The following is a 15,716-nucleotide window of genomic DNA, read 5'->3' as shown; positions in this document are numbered from 1 at the left end:
GCGCGGGGCCGGTCACCCCACCGCGATCAGGATCACCAGCAGCACCGCCCCGGCCACCGCCGGCCCCACGATCTCCCAGGCCCACCGCACGCTCGGCTCCCCCTGCGACCCGGCCGCCTTCGCCCGCGCCTCGCACAACTCCCGCAGATCCGCCATGACCTGATCGGTCTCCGCCCGCACGGGCCGCGCGTCCACGGACGTACGGCCACCGCCGTCCCCCTTGGCCGCCCGCTGAGCCTCCCGGGCCTGGTGCCGAGCCGCCTTCTTCCGGGCACGCAGCGATACGGGAATCGCCCAGAGCTGATACTTGACGCCGCCCGAGTCGATGACCTCATTGCTGTAACCCGACCGCAGCGAGACGACGCTCGCCCAGGGCAGCTCGATCACCCGCAACGGATTCCGCACCCGCAGCCGATCATCATTGGCGAAAACAGCCGGCCGAACCGAGAAGGCGACCACCACCGGCACACCCACCAACAACGAGGCCAACGCCAGCCACGGCGTACGCCCCTCCCCCGACACCACCGCATCCCCACCGAGCCACCCGAACAGCCCCAGCAGCAACACCCCGCCCACCAGTCCGGCGGGCGACCGGTACACCCGGTCCTTGTACACGGGCTTGTCACGCTTCGACGCAGGGGCCGCCGCAGCCACCGGAGCCTGCTCGGCCTTCGGGGTCTCCGAAGCCGTCACAGCCTCCGCACGCTTCCGAGCCGGCTCCGGTTCGGGCGACGATTGATCCGAGGTGCTCATACGTCCGATTCTGCCCGACGTCCCGCGACTGTTCGCAGCCCAGGTCCCGCCCATAAGGGGCGCGGGGAACTGTGCGATCAGCCACACACCACCCGTACCCGCCCGATCACCGCACGCCCCGAGCTCGTGGGCGCCCACATCGACATCGGGGGCTGTACACCCGCTACGCGCGTAGATATGCTCGTCTGGTGACCATGTCCACAGCTGCACCCCACGCTCTCGCCGACGCCACCGCGTCCGACAGCACGCTGCGCCGCTTCCTCCACGGGCTGCCCGGCGTCGACCCGGTCGGCCTGGAGGCGCGCGCCGCCTCCCTCGGCACCCGTTCCATCAAGACGACCGCCAAGGCGTACGCCATCGACCTGGCCATCTCCATGGTCGACCTGACGACCCTGGAAGGCGCGGACACCCCGGGCAAGGTCCGGTCCCTGGGCGCCAAGGCGGTCCTCCCCGATCCCACCGACCGCACGACCCCCGCCACGGCCGCGGTCTGCGTCTACCCCGACATGGTGCCCGCCGCCAAGGCCGCCGTCGCCGGCTCCACGGTCAAGGTCGCCTCCGTCGCCACCGCCTTCCCGGCCGGTCGCGCCCCCCTCGCCGTGAAGCTGGCCGACGTCCGCGAGGCCGTCACCGCCGGTGCCGACGAGATCGACATGGTCATCGACCGCGGCGCGTTCCTCGCGGGGAACTACCTGAAGGTGCACGACGAGATCATCGCCGTGAAGGAGGCCTGCGGCACCGCCGCCCGCCTCAAGGTCATCTTCGAGACCGGCGAACTCTCGACGTACGACAACATCCGCCGCGCCAGCTGGCTCGGCATGCTCGCCGGTGCCGACTTCATCAAGACGTCCACCGGCAAGGTCGCGGTGAACGCCACCCCCGCCAACACCCTCCTCATGCTGGAAGCCGTACGCGACTTCCGGGCCCAGACCGGCGTCCAGGTCGGCGTCAAGCCCGCCGGCGGCATCCGCACCACCAAGGACGCGATCAAGTTCCTCGTCCTGGTCAACGAGACCGTCGGCGAGGACTGGCTGGACAACCACTGGTTCCGCTTCGGCGCGTCCTCGCTCCTCAACGACCTGCTGATGCAGCGCCAGAAGCTGGCCACCGGCCGCTACTCCGGCCCCGACTACGTGACGGTGGACTGATCACCATGGCATCCGCGTTCGATTACGCACCCGCACCCGAGTCCCGCGCGATCGTCGACATCGCGCCCTCGTACGGCCTGTTCATCGACGGCGAGTTCACCGAGGCCGCCGACGGCAAGGTCTTCAAGACGGTCAGCCCCGCCTCCGAAGAGGTCCTCTCCGAGATCGCCCGGGCCGGCGAGGCGGACGTGGACCGCGCGGTGAAGGCGGCGCGCAAGGCCTTCGGGAAGTGGTCCGCGCTCCCCGGCGCGGAGCGCGCGAAGTACCTGTTCCGCATCGCCCGCATCGTCCAGGAGCGCTCCCGCGAGCTGGCCGTCCTCGAAACCCTCGACAACGGCAAGCCCATCAAGGAGACCCGCGACGCCGACCTCCCCCTGGTCGCCGCGCACTTCTTCTACTACGCGGGCTGGGCCGACAAACTCGACCACGCGGGCTTCGGCGCGAACCCCCGCCCCCTCGGCGTGGCGGGCCAGGTCATCCCCTGGAACTTCCCCCTGCTGATGCTGGCGTGGAAGATCGCCCCGGCCCTGGCGACCGGCAACACGGTCGTCCTGAAGCCCGCCGAGACGACCCCGCTCTCCGCCCTCTTCTTCGCGGACATCTGCCGCCAGGCGGGCCTCCCGAAGGGCGTCGTCAACATCCTTCCCGGATACGGCGACACCGGCGCCGCCCTGGTCGGGCACCCGGACGTGAACAAGGTCGCCTTCACCGGCTCCACGGCCGTCGGCAAGGAGATCGCGAAGACGGTCGCCGGTACCCGCAAGAAGCTCACCCTCGAACTCGGCGGCAAGGGCGCGAACATCGTCTTCGACGACGCCCCGATCGACCAGGCCGTCGAGGGCATCGTGAACGGCATCTTCTTCAACCAGGGCCAGGTCTGCTGCGCGGGCAGCCGCCTCCTGGTCCAGGAGTCGATCCAGGACGAGCTGCTCGACTCCCTGAAGCGGCGCCTTGCGACCCTGCGCCTCGGCGACCCCCTCGACAAGAACACGGACATCGGCGCGATCAACTCCGAGGAGCAGCTCACGCGCATCACCGCGCTCGTCGAGCGCGGCGAGTCCGAGGGCGCCGAACGCTGGTCCCCGGCCTGTGAACTGCCCTCCGCGGGTTACTGGTTCGCCCCGACGCTCTTCACGAACGTCACCCAGGCGCACACGATCGCGAGGGACGAGATCTTCGGCCCGGTCCTCTCCGTCCTGACCTTCCGCACCCCGGACGAGGCCGTCGCCAAGGCCAACAACACCCAGTACGGCCTCTCGGCGGGCATCTGGACCGAGAAGGGCTCCCGGATCCTGGCCGTCGCGAACAAGCTCCGCGCGGGCGTCGTCTGGTCCAACACGTTCAACAAGTTCGATCCGACCTCGCCGTTCGGCGGCTACAAGGAGTCGGGCTTCGGCCGCGAAGGCGGCCGCCACGGCCTGGAGGCGTACCTCGATGTCCGATAAGTCCGAGCAGCAGCGTCTGAGTGTCTTCAAGACCTACAAGCTGTACGTCGGCGGGAAGTTCCCGCGTTCCGAGAGCGGCCGGGTGTACGAGGTGACGGACTCGAAGGACAAGTGGCTGGCGAACGCGCCCCTTTCCTCCCGCAAGGACGCCCGTGACGCGGTCGTCGCCGCCCGCAAGGCGTTCGGCTCCTGGTCCGGCGCGACGGCGTACAACCGCGGCCAGGTCCTCTACCGCGTGGCGGAGATGCTGGAGGGCCGCAAAAGCCAGTTCGTCCACGAGGTCGCCGACGCCGAGGGCCTGTCGCGGTCGAAGGCCGCCGCCCAGGTGGAGGCGACGATCGACCGCTGGGTCTGGTACGCGGGCTGGACCGACAAGATCGCCCAGGTCGTCGGCGGCGGAAACCCGGTCGCGGGCCCGTACTTCAACCTCTCCTCCCCCGAACCCACGGGCGTGGTCGCGGTCCTGGCCCCCCAGGAGTCGTCCTTCCTGGGCTTGGTCTCGGTCGTCGCCCCGGTGATCGCCACGGGCAACACGGCGGTCGTGGTGGCGAGCGAGAAGTCCCCGCTCCCCGCACTGTCGCTGGGCGAGGTGCTGGCCACCTCCGATGTCCCCGGCGGTGTCGTCAACGTCCTCTCCGGCCGTACGGCGGAGATCGCGGCCCCCCTCGCCGCCCACCAGGACGTCAACGCGATCGACCTGGCCGGCGCGGACGACGTACTGGCGAAGGAACTGGAGATCGCGGCGGCCGACAACCTGAAGCGCGTCCTCCGTCCACAGCCTGTGGACGACTGGTCGGCCATGCCGGGCATCGACCGTATGACGGCGTTCCTGGAGACGAAGACGGTGTGGCACCCGACGGGCTCGCTGGGCGCGTCCGGGTCGGCGTACTGAATCAGAGCGTGGGGGAACTGCGGGCCGTCGGGACGGTACAGGCCGTCCGTGGCCGGCCGCGCAGTTCCCCGCTCAACGTGCGGGCACTCAGCGGCGGTGCCACTTCCTCCTGCGCGCTTCCACTTCCACTTCGGAAAGCGATCATGGAGATACGTACGGTGGTCGAGGTGTGATGTGTGCTCCATGGGCGACCCGCCCACTCGGCGAGAGCCGCCCGATGCCGCACACTGGACTCTCGTGAGTGCGCATCCTCCGATACCGACCCGGGTCGTCCTGCTGTCCGGTCCGTCCGGCTCAGGCAAGTCCCTTCTCGCCGCCCGCTCCGGCCTGCCCGTGCTGCGGCTCGACGACTTCTACAAGGAGGGCGACGACCCGACGCTGCCGCAGGTGGAGGGTAGCGCCGACATCGACTGGGACCACCCGCTGTCGTGGGACGCGGACGTCGCCGTCGCGGCGATCGAGGAGCTGTGCCGCACGGGCAGTACGACCGTCCCGACGTACGACATCTCGCTCAGCGCGCGTACCGGCGCCGAGGCCCTGCACATCGAGCGGACCCCGGTCTTCATCGCCGAGGGCATCTTCGCCGCCGAGATCGTCGGGCGCTGCCGTGAACTCGGTGTCCTCGCCGACGCCCTGTGCCTGACCCGTGGTGCGGTGACGACCTTCCGCCGCCGCTTCCTGCGCGATCTGAAGGAGGGCCGCAAGTCGGTGCCCTTCCTGCTGCGGCGCGGCTGGCGGCTGATGCGTCTGGAGCGCTCGATCGTGGCCCGGCAGACGGAGTTGGGCGCCCACCCGTGCGACAGGGACGAGGCGCTGGGGCGTCTGGCCGCGGCCGCCGCGGGCCACAGCGCGAAGGCGACGGCGTGAGCGGTCGCACGGCCCCTCCGCAACCGTAGACACCCGGCACACATGAAAGCGGGACTGGACGGACCCCCCGGCCCTCCAGTCCCGCTTCCCCCGTTGTCCCCGTGACACAACCGTCGTGGTCCCCCCGGACCCCCGCCGGTTTTCCCCCGGCCGTCACGCCGGCGCTCCCCCGCGCCACCGTGACGTCCCTCGTTCCCCCGTACTCCCCCCGCTTTCCCCCGTTACTTGCTTCCCCCCACAGACCTTCAGGCGACAAGCTCCCCGAAGGACTCCTCCTCGTCACGGCCGAAGCTGAGGACCTCGTCCTCGCGCAGCCGGCGGAGCGACCGCCAGATGCTGGACTTCACCGTGCCGACACTGATGTCGAGGATCTCCGCGATCTCCGGGTCGGTGCGGCCCTCGTAGTAACGGAGGACCAGCATCGTCCGCTGGAGTTCGGGGAGCCGGGCGAGCGCCTGCCACAGGACGGCGCGCAGTTCGGTGCCGCGCATCGCGTCCGTGTCACCGGCGGTCTCCGGCAGTTCCTCGGTCGGGTACTCGTTCAGCTTGCGGCGGCGCCACGCGCTGATGTGCAGATTGGTCATGGTGCGGCGGAGGTAGCCCCCGACCGCGGCCTTGTCACTGATCCGGTCCCAGGCCCGGTAGGTCGAGAACAGCGCGCTCTGCAGCAGGTCCTCGGCCTCGAAGCGGTCTCCGGTCAGGTGGTAGGCGGTTGCGTACAGGGAGGCACGACGCTCCTGGACGTAGGCGGTGAATTCCGCCTCCGACCCAGACCGGCGTTCCCCCGTGCCCTCCCCGTACGCGGTCCCCGTTCCCCCGTGGGTGACCCCCGTGTTGCTTCCCCCCACATGCGCGTCAACCACCGACATGTACGTGGTGTGCTGACGCCCGGTGCCGCGAGCGCACCCCCGCCCGCTCACGGCACCGGACTTCTCCGCGTTCCGGACGACGTCGTGGAGACGCGTGACAACTGCGCTAGTGCTGGTGCTGTGCAGCGTGTTCATCTCGCGCCCCCCGTCGTGGAGTTCCGGTTGTGGTGCTGTGCTGTGGTGCTCGTTCGTGCTTCCCGGCTCCGCCCCTTCGTGCTGTCGGGCGGTGTTTCCTTGCCTGTGCCGAAAAGATTGCCCGCCCACTTTCATGGCCGTGTCCTCCGACTGTCACAGACCTGTCACAGGGGTCGGCCCCAGGCGGGGCACAGGTTGATCACAGAGAAGAGTCGTACGGCTACGCGAACGGCACGATCATGTGCGGGTGTCGGGTTGGAGCGCTCCAACGGTCGATTCAGCGCCATGCCATGGGCCAGAATGAGCCCGTGCCTTCCCTGTTGCTGATCGAGGACGACGACGCCATCCGCACGGCCCTGGAGCTCTCACTGACGCGCCAGGGGCACCGTGTCGCCACCGCCGCCACCGGCGAGGATGGTCTCAAGCTGCTGCGCGAACAGCGGCCGGATCTGATCGTTTTGGACGTGATGCTGCCTGGAATCGACGGCTTCGAGGTGTGCCGGCGGATCCGGCGCACCGACCAGCTGCCGATCATCCTGCTCACCGCGCGCAGCGACGACATCGACGTCGTGGTGGGCCTGGAGTCCGGTGCGGACGACTATGTCGTCAAGCCCGTGCAGGGGCGGGTCCTGGACGCCCGTATCCGCGCCGTGCTGCGGCGCGGTGAGCGCGAGGCCAACGACGCGGCGACGTTCGGCAGCCTGGTGATCGACCGCGCGGCGATGACCGTGACGAAGAACGGCGAGGACCTCCAGCTGACGCCCACCGAGCTGCGGCTGCTCCTGGAGCTGAGCCGCCGCCCCGGACAGGCCCTGTCCCGGCAGCAGTTGCTGCGTCTGGTGTGGGAGCACGACTACCTGGGCGACTCCCGCCTGGTGGACGCGTGTGTGCAGCGGCTGCGCGCCAAGGTCGAGGACGTACCGTCGTCGCCGACCCTGATCCGTACCGTGCGCGGGGTGGGCTACCGGCTGGACGTTCCTCAGTGACGAAGGCTCGAGGGGGGATCCGCGGCTGGTCCGCGGCTCGCAGGAAAGTACAGTCCCGGATCCGTTTCACCAGTCTGCGGCTGCGTCTGGTGGTCGTCTTCGGTCTGGTGGCGCTCACGGCGGCCGCGTCGGCGTCCGGTATCGCGTACTGGCTCAACCGCGAGGCCGTGCAGAGCCGCGCCCAGGACGCGGCACTCAACGACTTCAAGCGGGAGATGCAGAGCCATGTGAGCACGTTGCGCCCGAACCCGACGCAGGACCAGCTGCGCATCGCGGCACGCAGGATGGCGGAGGGCGGCGAGCGTTCCAGCGTGCTGCTCATCGCCGAGGGCGCCGACGGCAAGACGGTGTCCGGTGCCTCGACCGACAACGCGCTGGACGGCTTCTCACTGGAGGACGTGCCCGCGTCCCTGCAGAAGGCCGTGAACAAGCGGCAGAAGCTCACCTCGGGCAACCGGCACGCGTACCACGTGTACTGGCAGCGGGTCATAGACGGCGACACCCCGTATCTGGTGGGCGGCGCGAAGATGATCGGCGGCGGGCCGACCGGCTACATCCGCAAGTCCCTGGCGGAGGAGGCGGACGACCTCAACTCGCTGGCCTGGTCGCTAGGTATCGCGACGGGTCTGTCGCTCATCGGCTCGGCGCTGCTCGCGCAGGCCGCCGCGACGACCGTGCTGAAGCCGGTGCAGCGCCTCGGTGTCGCGGCCCGGCGCCTCGGCGAGGGCAAGCTCGACACCCGGCTGCGCGTGTCCGGCACGGACGAACTGGCCGATCTCTCCCGGACGTTCAACCTCGCGGCGGAATCCCTGGAGAAGCGGGTCGACGACATGAGCGCCCGCGAGGAGGCGTCGCGCCGCTTCGTCGCCGACATGTCCCATGAACTCCGTACGCCGCTCACGGCGATCACCGCCGTCACGGAGGTGCTGGAGGAGGAGCTGGACGCCGACACGGGCAGTCTCGATCCCATGATCGAACCGGCCGTTCGGCTCGTCGTCAGCGAGACGCGGCGCCTGAACGACCTGGTCGAGAACCTGATGGAGGTCACCCGCTTCGACGCGGGCACGGCCCGGCTGGTCCTCGACGACGTGGACATCGCCGACCAGATCACCGCCTGCATCGACGCCCGCGCCTGGCTGGACGCGGTGGAGCTGGACGCCGAGCGCGGCACCATGGCCAACCTCGACCCGCGCCGCCTGGACGTGATCATGGCGAACCTGATCGGAAACGCGCTCAAGCACGGCGGCTCGCCTGTGCGCGTCTCGGTGCGCGAGGAGGGCGACGACCTGCTGATCGAGGTACGGGACCACGGCCCCGGCATCCCCGAGGACGTCCTCCCGCATGTCTTCGACCGTTTCTACAAGGCGAGCGCCTCCCGCCCCCGCTCCGAGGGCAGCGGCCTCGGCCTGTCCATCGCCCTGGAGAACGCCCACATCCACGGCGGCGAGATCACCGCCGCCAACTCCCCGAAGGGCGGCGCGGTCTTCACCCTCCGCCTGCCCCGTGACGCCGCCTCGCTGATCGCGGAGGAACGGGACGACGACCAGGGCGACGACGGCCCGGAGGGCATCGAGGGGAACGGGCAGTGACGATACGACAGACGCGAGGGCGAGACGCGGGAAGACAGGGCGTGCGAGTGCTGGACGTACGCGTACGGGGCTCACGCGTGCGAGGCGTACGGGTCCTGACCGCGACCGGGGTGCTCGCCGGGCTGCTCGCCGGCTGCGGCATCCGGGCCACGCAGGTGCCGACGGACTTCGCTCCGGCGCCCTCGATGGTGCCGTGCGAGCTGTCGGTGACGGACATCGCGACGCAGGCGACCCCGTCCATGCCGGTCGAGGTGTTCCTGCTCTGCTCCGGCGCGCTCGTGCGGGTCAACCGCTCGGTGCAGGTGGCCGAGGGCACCGATGAGCCCGCGCGGCGCGTCGTCGTCGCACAGGGCCTCCTGGACGCCCTGGCCGGCGACCCCTCCGACGCCGAGGACGAGGCCGGCTACGACACCGCCGTACCGTCCGGCCTCACGGTGACCGGCCCCCGCCCCGGCGACCCCGAGGACGCCCTCCGTCTGTCCACCGCCCCCGACTCCCTCCCCAAGTACGCCCTCGCCCAGATCGTCTGCACCTTCGCCGACTCCGCCGCCGCCGGCGACAACGGCTCGGTGGCCCTGGGCAGCACCAGCGCCGAGTCCCTGAGGCGCTACGAGTGCACCCCGGAGACCCAGTCGGACCCGGGAGCGGGAAACCCGCCGTCGACGGAGGTCGGGGGAACCTGACGGCGCCGGGCGACGCCCGCTGCGGGGCACACCGGGACGCCCGCTGCGGGCTCAGTGCAGAAGAGCCGGCGAGTGAGCCGAAGGGGCGCGCCTGTGTCGAGACGGCGAACGCGCGCAGCGCCCGACGAAGGAGGGCCGAGCACGATCGCCGTCTCGACACAGGCTTTGGCGCCCCGGAGGCGAACCGAGCCACGAAGAAAGGGGAACCGATCGTGCCGGGGGCCGCGTCTTGGGGGGCGTGCAGCCTCAAGGTACGAACGGCGGTAGCGCCGGGATCCGTGTCCGTGCGGCGGGGGGTGTCCTCCTCGCCGCACATCTCGCGGTCGTTGCCTGGATCACGCTGCGTCCACTGGACGTCACCTGGATGAGTCCCGCGAATCTGCGGCCCTTCGCGGGCATCAGAGCCGATGTGGCCCTGGGCTGGCCGGAGGCGGCCCGCCGGATCGGCGAGGGGCTCGCGCTGCTCGCTCCGCTGGGCGTCCTGCTGCCGATGACGCACGGCAGACTGTCCGTGTCGCCGCTCGCCTCGCTGGCCCGGTCGGTCGCGGCCGGGGCGCTGCTGTCGCTGGCCATCGAGCTGTTGCAGACCGGGGTGCCCGGTCAGGTCGTCGACATCGACTCGATCCTGCTGAACACGGTCGGCGTGGGCCTCGCCCATCTCGCGGTCGTACCGGTGGTCAGGTCGGCGTTCCGGCGCAGGGCCGAGACCCGGGTCCGTGCGGCGAGCCTGCGCCGTGAGGAGACGTCTCAGGGTCGGACCCCGACGATTCCCAGGGTCGGAATGGCTCCATAGAGGGACGCTTCGTCCGCTTCGTCACCGTAGCGTCGAAGGTGTGGAAAAGAGAGCGGCGGCCACAAGGAGGCCCCGCCCCCACCGTCGGCCCGCGGCCGACGTCCTACGCTGACGAAGGAGCCCTCATGAGCCGCCTTGCCCGCCCCACCGAAGGCCGGATGATCGGCGGAGTGTGCGCAGCGCTGGCACGGCGCTTCGGCACCTCCGCGACCACGATGCGCGTGATCTTCCTGGTGTCGTGTCTGCTTCCGGGCCCGCAGTTCCTGCTCTACATAGCCCTGTGGATTCTGTTCCCCTCGGAGGAGAAGGCCCGCACGGCCTGGTGACACACACCTGACGCGGACACCTGACGCACACGCCGATGGGGCGCGCCCTTGAAGGGTGCGCCCCATACGGGCGGACGGTGCGGTGCGGCTCAGGCGCCGCCGCCGAGGGGCAGGCCGTTCACGCCGAGGTCATGGGCGGGGAGGGTCTGGCCCGCGGGGACGCCGCCGAGCAGTCCGGCGACGGGGGCGGTCGACCCCTCGGCGAGGACGTTGGCGGTGGCGGGGTGTGCGGTCTCCAGACCGGCGCCGAGCGCCCTCTGCCCCTGGTCGAGGGCGCCGGGGGCGGCCGGCAGCGCCTGCGTGATGTTCTCCGCGGGCAGCGTCTGGGTGACGGCGCCCAGGGCCTGGGAGGCGTCGGGCACGCTCGGGGCGGCGTTCGCGGCTCCCGCGCCCGCGGCGGCGATGGCGGCACCGACGACGGCGACACCGAGGGTCTTGGCAGCAGACTGCTTCATGTGGAATGCGTCCTTGGAATGCGTTTGACGGGTGATGGGCGGTGTCGAAACGTAAACACCGAAGTCCCGCCGCAGGCAAACATCGAAAAGCGGCCGCGTCGCCGCCCGCGCGGCCGCTTCCCGAAGCCGCCGTTCAGCTCTGTTCGTTGCCAGAACCGCTGGTGGAGGACGTTTGCCGGAACAGCCATTCGGATTTCAACTCGGCGTATCCGGGCTTGATCACGTCATTGATCATGGCCAGTCGTTCATCGAAAGGAATGAATGCTGACTTCATAGCATTGACCGAGAACCACTGGATGTCGTCGAGCGTGTAGCCGAAAGCCTCGACAAGGTGCTCGAATTCCCGGCTCATGCTCGTGTGGGACATCAGCCGGTTGTCGGTGTTCACGGTGGCCCGGAAGTGCAGTCGCCGCAGCAGCCCGATGGGGTGCTCGGCGTACGAACGGGCGGCGCCGGTCTGGAGGTTGGAACTGGGGCACAGCTCCAGCGGGATGCGCTTGTCGCGGACGTAGGAGGCGAGGCGGCCGAGCTTCACGGAGCCGTCCTCGTGGACCTGGATGTCGTCGATGATGCGGACGCCGTGGCCGAGCCGGTCGGCGCCGCACCACTGCAACGCCTGCCAGATGGAGGGGAGCCCGAAGGCCTCTCCGGCGTGGATGGTGAAGTGGTTGTTCTCGCGCTTGAGGAACTCGAAGGCGTCGAGGTGCCGGGTGGGCGGGTAGCCGGCCTCGGCGCCGGCGATGTCGAATCCGACGACGCCCAGGTCGCGGTAGCGGTTGGCGAGTTCGGCGATCTCCAGGGCGCGGGCCGCGTGCCGCATGGCGGTGAGCAGGGCGCCGACGCGGATGCGGCGGCCGTCGGCCCTGGCCCGCCGCTCACCCTCCCGGAAGCCCTCGTTGACGGCCTCGACGACCTCTTCGAGGCTGAGGCCGCCGTCGAGGTGCTGTTCGGGGGCGTAGCGGACCTCCGCGTAGACGACGCCGTCCGCGGCGAGGTCCTCGGCGCACTCGGCGGCGACCCGGAAGAGCGCGTCCCGGGTCTGCATCACACCGACGGTGTGGGAGAAGGTCTCCAAGTACCGCTCCAGCGAACCGGAGTCGGCGGCCTCCCGGAACCAGACGCCGAGCCGGTCGGGGTCGGTCTCCGGGAGCTGGGGGGCGTAGCCCGAGGCATGGGCGAGTTCGACGATCGTGCCGGGGCGCAGCCCGCCGTCGAGGTGGTCGTGCAGCAGAACCTTGGGCGCCCGGCGGATCTGGTCCGAATCCGGGGTGCTACCGGTCGGGTCGGTCTGGTTCGTCATTTCCGCACGATAACGCCTACGCGCGTAGAGCGCCTGTCGGGCAATCCCGTCGATACCCAACGGTGACCCACAGGACGGGTGGCGTACACCATCCCTTCTGACACTGTTCTGTCATGGCGCAGCAAGCAATGCCGGTCCGTACGCCCCGACTTGGGCGGACGATCGGCCCGGAGCCGAGCACGGTCAGCGGAGTCGTCCTGCTGCTCCCGGCCGGCGACGAGGCATCCACCCGCAGACCCTCCCCCATGATGGCCACGGCCTCCGTGCTCGCCCTCGGCCGCCGGCTCGCCCGCGCGGGCCGTACGGAGGGGCTGGCGACGCATGTCGTGCACTACCGCTACCGGGGGTGGAACGGCTCGGAGGCGCGGCTCGCGCGCGACGCGGAGTGGGCCGCGGACGAGGTGGTCCGGCGTTATGGGGATGTGCCGGTGTGTCTCGCCGGGCTCCACATGGGCGCTCGGGCCGCGCTGCACGCGGGTGGGCACGATGCCGTCAGCTCCGTGCTGGCCATCGCTCCCTGGCTGCCCGAGGAGGATGTGGCCGCGCCGCTCGAACCGGTGAAACAACTGTCGGGGCGGCGGGTGCTGATCGTGCACGGCACGAATGACGAGCGGGTCGATCCCGAGTTGTCGTTCCGGTTCGCCGCGCGGGCGAAGAAGACGAACCCCGACATCTGCCGGTTCGAGGTGCATGCGGATCGGCACGGGTTGACGCAGTACCGGGAGGAGGTGCATGCGTTGGCTTCGGATTTCGTGATGGGGGCGTTGTTCGGGAGGGCTTTCTCGCGGCCTGTGGAGGATGCGCTTGCCGCGCCGCCGCCGTTGGGGCTGCGGATGCCGCTCGCTTCCGGGTTCGGGGTGGCCCGGCCGCAGCGGAGTGTCTGAGGTCGTGGCGCGGCTGCGGGTTCGGTCGGTGGGGGCTTGGCGCGCCCACGCGGCGAAGCCGCACATGGACACAGCCATTGACACAGCCCCGCGCCCCTGACTCCGCTGGTGCTCAGCCGGGCAACAGGTTGCCCCTTCTCGACAGCAGGAATTTCTTGAAAGCCGCCACCGGGGGTGTGTCCGGGTGGCCGTCCAGCCAGGCCACGCCGATTTCTCTGGCTGCTCGGGGGGCCGTGACCGTCAGTTCCACGACGCCCGGTCTCGGGACCGCGGGCGGGGGGAGGAGGGCTACTCCCAGGCCTGCCGCCACCAACCCCCGTAGGGTCTCCGCCTCCTCGCCCTCGAAGGCGATACGTGGTTTGAAGCCGGCCTCTTTGCAGAGGTCGTCGGTGATGCGGCGCATGCCGTAGCCGGGTTCGAGGGTGACGAAGGTTTCGTCGGCGGCCTCGGCGAGGCGGACGCGCTTGCGGGCGGCGAGGCGGTGGTCGGCGGGGACGACGAGGCGGAGTTTCTGCTCGTCGAGACGGCGGGCCACCAGGTCGGGGGCGTCGGGGACCGGGGAGGTGAGGCAGAGGTCGAGTTCGCCCGCGCGTAGGCGTTCGAGCATGGCCTCGCCGTAGTTCTGGACCAGGCTGAAGCGGACGCGGGGGTGTTCGACGCGGAAGGCCTGGAGGAGGCCGGGGACCGTCTCGGCGCCCATGGTGTGCAGGAAGCCGAAGGCGACCTTGCCGGTGGCGGGGTCGGCGTCGGCACGGACCTCGTCGGCGGCGCGCTCGATCTCGGCGAGTGCACGTTCCACGGAGGCGTGGAACGTGCGGCCGGCGTGGGTGAGGGAGACCGTGCGGCCCCGGCGGGCGAACAGGTCCACGCCCAGGTCCTGTTCGAGCCGGACCATCGCCCGCGACAGGGTCGACTGCGGGACCTGCATCTCCTGCGCGGCCCGGGTGACGTGCTCGGTGCGGGCGACACCGGCGAAGTAGGCGAGGCGTGGGGCCAGGCGCAGGACGATGTCCTCGATGGTCTCCGGGTCATTGATGGCATGGCCATCGATTTGTTTTGTGTCACTGGACTGTGACAGCTGCCGCCCTGACCTCTGCTCATGCATCACGGGAACGATTATGGGGGTTCCATGCATTGGACGGATGAACGGCGGGATCCGTAGGTTCGAGGCATGCCTTCCGCCAGTACCGAGGCGTCCACCACCGTGGGCGCCGTATCAGCCACGTCCCACCGTGCGAACGCCGCCGACTCCCGAGTGGCCCCCGGCGGGCCCGGATACCGCCGGATGAGTCTGGCGCTGTTCCTCGCGGGTGTCGCGACCTTCGCCCTCCTCTACTCCACACAGGCTCTGCTGCCGCTGATCTCGGACGGCTTCGGTGGTACGGCGAGTGCGGCGAGCTGGACGGTGTCGGCGGCGACCGGGGCGCTGGCCCTGTTCGTGCTGCCGATGAGCGCGCTGTCGGAGCGGTTCGGGCGCCGTACGTTGATGACGGCGTCGCTGGCGGTCGCGGTCACGGTCGGGCTGCTGATCCCCTTCGCGCCCTCGCTGGGGGCGCTGGTGGTGCTGCGGGCCGTGCAGGGGGCGGCGCTGGCCGGTGTGCCGGCCTCGGCCACCGCCTACCTCGCCGAGGAGGTGCGTCCCAAGGCCCTCATCACCGCGATCGGTCTCTTCGTCGCCGGCAACAGCGTCGGCGGCATGAGCGGGCGGGTCGTCACCGGGTGGGTCGCGCAGGAGTGGGGCTGGCGGGTCGCACTGGGTGTGCTCGGGGTGATCGCGGTGGGCTGTGCGGTGGCCTTCCGGCTGCTGCTGCCCGCACCCAAGCACTTCGTGGCGGGGTCGCTGCGGCCGCGCGCGCTGGGCCGGACCGTGCGGGCGCATCTCGGGAATCCGCTGCTGTGCCGGTTGTACGCGATCGGTGCGCTGTTCATGACGGTCTTCGGCGCGGTCTACACGGTCATCGGATACCGGCTGACCGACGCCCCGTTCTCCCTGCCGCAGGGCGTCATCGGGTCGGTCTTCCTCGTGTACCTGGTGGGGACGGTGTCGGCGTCCACCGCCGGAAAGCTGGTGGGGCGGCTCGGGCGGCGGGGTGCGCTGTATCTCGCCGGTGGTACGACGACCGCCGGGCTGGCGGTGTCACTGTCCGACTCGCTGGTGCTGGTGCTGACGGGGCTTGTCCTCATCACGGCGGGGTTCTTCGCGGGGCACGCGGTCGCCTCGTCGTCGGTGAGTCATACGGCGAAGGAGGGGCGGGCGCAGGCGTCCGCGCTGTATCAGTCGGCGTACTACGTGGGGTCCAGCGCGGGCAGCACGTTGGGGGCCGTGGCCTTTCATGCCGGGGGCTGGGGCGGGACTGTTTCGCTGGGGCTGCTGGCTGTGACGGGGGTTGTGGCGATCACTGTGGTGGGGTCGCATGCGGCTCGGCGTGGGCCGGTGCCGGTTCACTGAGCGGGCCTCGGTGCCGGTCGTGTGTGGTTGGTCGCGCGGTTCCCCGCGCCCCTGAAAAGCAGAATCAGGGGCGCGGGGAACTGTGCGACCGGCCCCCCACCCGCAGACGAAGCACAGCTCCCTGACCTGCCCCTTCTCTCAC

16 protein-coding genes are annotated in these 15,716 nt (G+C 70.4%); 11 read left to right on the top strand and 5 right to left on the bottom strand.

Annotation, left to right across the window (positions count from 1 at the left end):
* Positions 1 to 12: 12 nt before the first annotated feature.
* Positions 13 to 753: a PH domain-containing protein gene (locus JIX55_RS32360; protein WP_257566760.1), complete on the bottom strand. Its 741-nt coding sequence runs from the start codon at positions 751 to 753 to the stop codon at positions 13 to 15.
* A gap of 194 nt (positions 754 to 947) precedes the next feature.
* Here JIX55_RS32360 and deoC point away from each other — a divergent pair, with 194 nt between their 5' ends.
* The 4 genes from deoC (at position 948) to JIX55_RS32340 (ending at position 5,105) form a co-directional block, all read left to right on the top strand.
* Positions 948 to 1,901, top strand: a complete 954-nt coding sequence (deoC, locus tag JIX55_RS32355; RefSeq protein WP_257569554.1) for a deoxyribose-phosphate aldolase — start codon at positions 948 to 950, stop codon at positions 1,899 to 1,901.
* Positions 1,902 to 1,906: 5 nt separating this feature from the next.
* Positions 1,907 to 3,346 carry an aldehyde dehydrogenase family protein gene (locus JIX55_RS32350; RefSeq protein ID WP_257566759.1) on the top strand — a complete coding sequence of 480 codons (1,440 nt, stop codon included), beginning with the start codon at positions 1,907 to 1,909 and terminating at the stop codon, positions 3,344 to 3,346.
* Complete coding sequence (locus tag JIX55_RS32345; RefSeq protein ID WP_257566758.1) at positions 3,336 to 4,238, top strand: aldehyde dehydrogenase family protein; 903 nt, start codon at positions 3,336 to 3,338, stop codon at positions 4,236 to 4,238. The genes JIX55_RS32350 and JIX55_RS32345 overlap by 11 nt, the downstream gene beginning before the upstream one ends.
* 237 nt (positions 4,239 to 4,475) lie before the next feature.
* On the top strand, positions 4,476 to 5,105 hold the full coding sequence (locus JIX55_RS32340; RefSeq protein WP_257566757.1) for a uridine kinase family protein: 630 nt from the start codon (positions 4,476 to 4,478) through the stop codon (positions 5,103 to 5,105).
* A gap of 245 nt (positions 5,106 to 5,350) precedes the next feature.
* Here JIX55_RS32340 and JIX55_RS32335 read toward each other — a convergent pair whose 3' ends face one another.
* Positions 5,351 to 6,109 carry a SigE family RNA polymerase sigma factor gene (locus JIX55_RS32335; protein ID WP_257566756.1) on the bottom strand — a complete coding sequence of 253 codons (759 nt, stop codon included), beginning with the start codon at positions 6,107 to 6,109 and terminating at the stop codon, positions 5,351 to 5,353.
* A gap of 308 nt (positions 6,110 to 6,417) precedes the next feature.
* On the opposite strand from JIX55_RS32335, the gene afsQ1 reads away from it, so the two are divergent.
* The 5 genes from afsQ1 (at position 6,418) to JIX55_RS32310 (ending at position 10,486) form a co-directional block, all read left to right on the top strand.
* Entirely contained in the window at positions 6,418 to 7,095 is a 678-nt protein-coding gene (gene afsQ1 / locus JIX55_RS32330; protein WP_055515961.1) for a two-component system response regulator AfsQ1, read from the top strand.
* Entirely contained in the window at positions 7,092 to 8,684 is a 1,593-nt protein-coding gene (locus JIX55_RS32325; protein WP_257566755.1) for a sensor histidine kinase, read from the top strand. The genes afsQ1 and JIX55_RS32325 overlap by 4 nt, the downstream gene beginning before the upstream one ends.
* A 50-nt stretch (positions 8,685 to 8,734) precedes the next feature.
* The gene (locus JIX55_RS32320) at positions 8,735 to 9,367 is read left to right on the top strand and encodes a hypothetical protein (protein ID WP_443046735.1); all 633 of its coding nucleotides are present in this window, start codon (positions 8,735 to 8,737) and stop codon (positions 9,365 to 9,367) included.
* A gap of 238 nt (positions 9,368 to 9,605) precedes the next feature.
* Complete coding sequence (locus JIX55_RS32315) at positions 9,606 to 10,160, top strand: VanZ family protein (protein WP_257566754.1); 555 nt, start codon at positions 9,606 to 9,608, stop codon at positions 10,158 to 10,160.
* 125 nt (positions 10,161 to 10,285) lie between these two features.
* A complete protein-coding gene (locus JIX55_RS32310) occupies positions 10,286 to 10,486 on the top strand; it encodes a PspC domain-containing protein (RefSeq protein WP_257541346.1) in 201 nt (66 codons plus the stop codon).
* Between the two features lie 89 nt (positions 10,487 to 10,575).
* On the opposite strand, the gene JIX55_RS32305 is transcribed toward JIX55_RS32310, so the two are convergent.
* Positions 10,576 to 10,941 carry an ATP-binding protein gene (locus JIX55_RS32305; protein WP_257566753.1) on the bottom strand — a complete coding sequence of 122 codons (366 nt, stop codon included), beginning with the start codon at positions 10,939 to 10,941 and terminating at the stop codon, positions 10,576 to 10,578.
* Positions 10,942 to 11,074: 133 nt separating this feature from the next.
* A complete protein-coding gene (locus tag JIX55_RS32300) occupies positions 11,075 to 12,241 on the bottom strand; it encodes an adenosine deaminase (RefSeq protein ID WP_257566752.1) in 1,167 nt (388 codons plus the stop codon).
* A gap of 113 nt (positions 12,242 to 12,354) precedes the next feature.
* Here JIX55_RS32300 and JIX55_RS32295 point away from each other — a divergent pair, with 113 nt between their 5' ends.
* The gene (locus tag JIX55_RS32295; protein ID WP_257566751.1) at positions 12,355 to 13,125 is read left to right on the top strand and encodes a S9 family peptidase; all 771 of its coding nucleotides are present in this window, start codon (positions 12,355 to 12,357) and stop codon (positions 13,123 to 13,125) included.
* A 112-nt stretch (positions 13,126 to 13,237) separates the two neighbouring features.
* Here JIX55_RS32295 and JIX55_RS32290 read toward each other — a convergent pair whose 3' ends face one another.
* Positions 13,238 to 14,230: a LysR substrate-binding domain-containing protein gene (locus tag JIX55_RS32290; RefSeq protein ID WP_443046734.1), complete on the bottom strand. Its 993-nt coding sequence runs from the start codon at positions 14,228 to 14,230 to the stop codon at positions 13,238 to 13,240.
* Positions 14,231 to 14,296: 66 nt separating this feature from the next.
* On the opposite strand from JIX55_RS32290, the gene JIX55_RS32285 reads away from it, so the two are divergent.
* Positions 14,297 to 15,574, top strand: coding sequence for an MFS transporter (locus tag JIX55_RS32285; protein WP_257566748.1), 1,278 nt, complete (start codon positions 14,297 to 14,299; stop codon positions 15,572 to 15,574).
* Positions 15,575 to 15,716: the final 142 nt, after the last annotated feature.

Source organism: Streptomyces sp. DSM 40750 (assembly GCF_024612035.1).
In the GTDB taxonomy this organism is placed as follows: domain Bacteria; phylum Actinomycetota; class Actinomycetes; order Streptomycetales; family Streptomycetaceae; genus Streptomyces.
The sequence above is the reverse complement of the archived record's forward strand: the minus strand, read 5'-3'. Positions and strand labels throughout refer to the sequence as shown.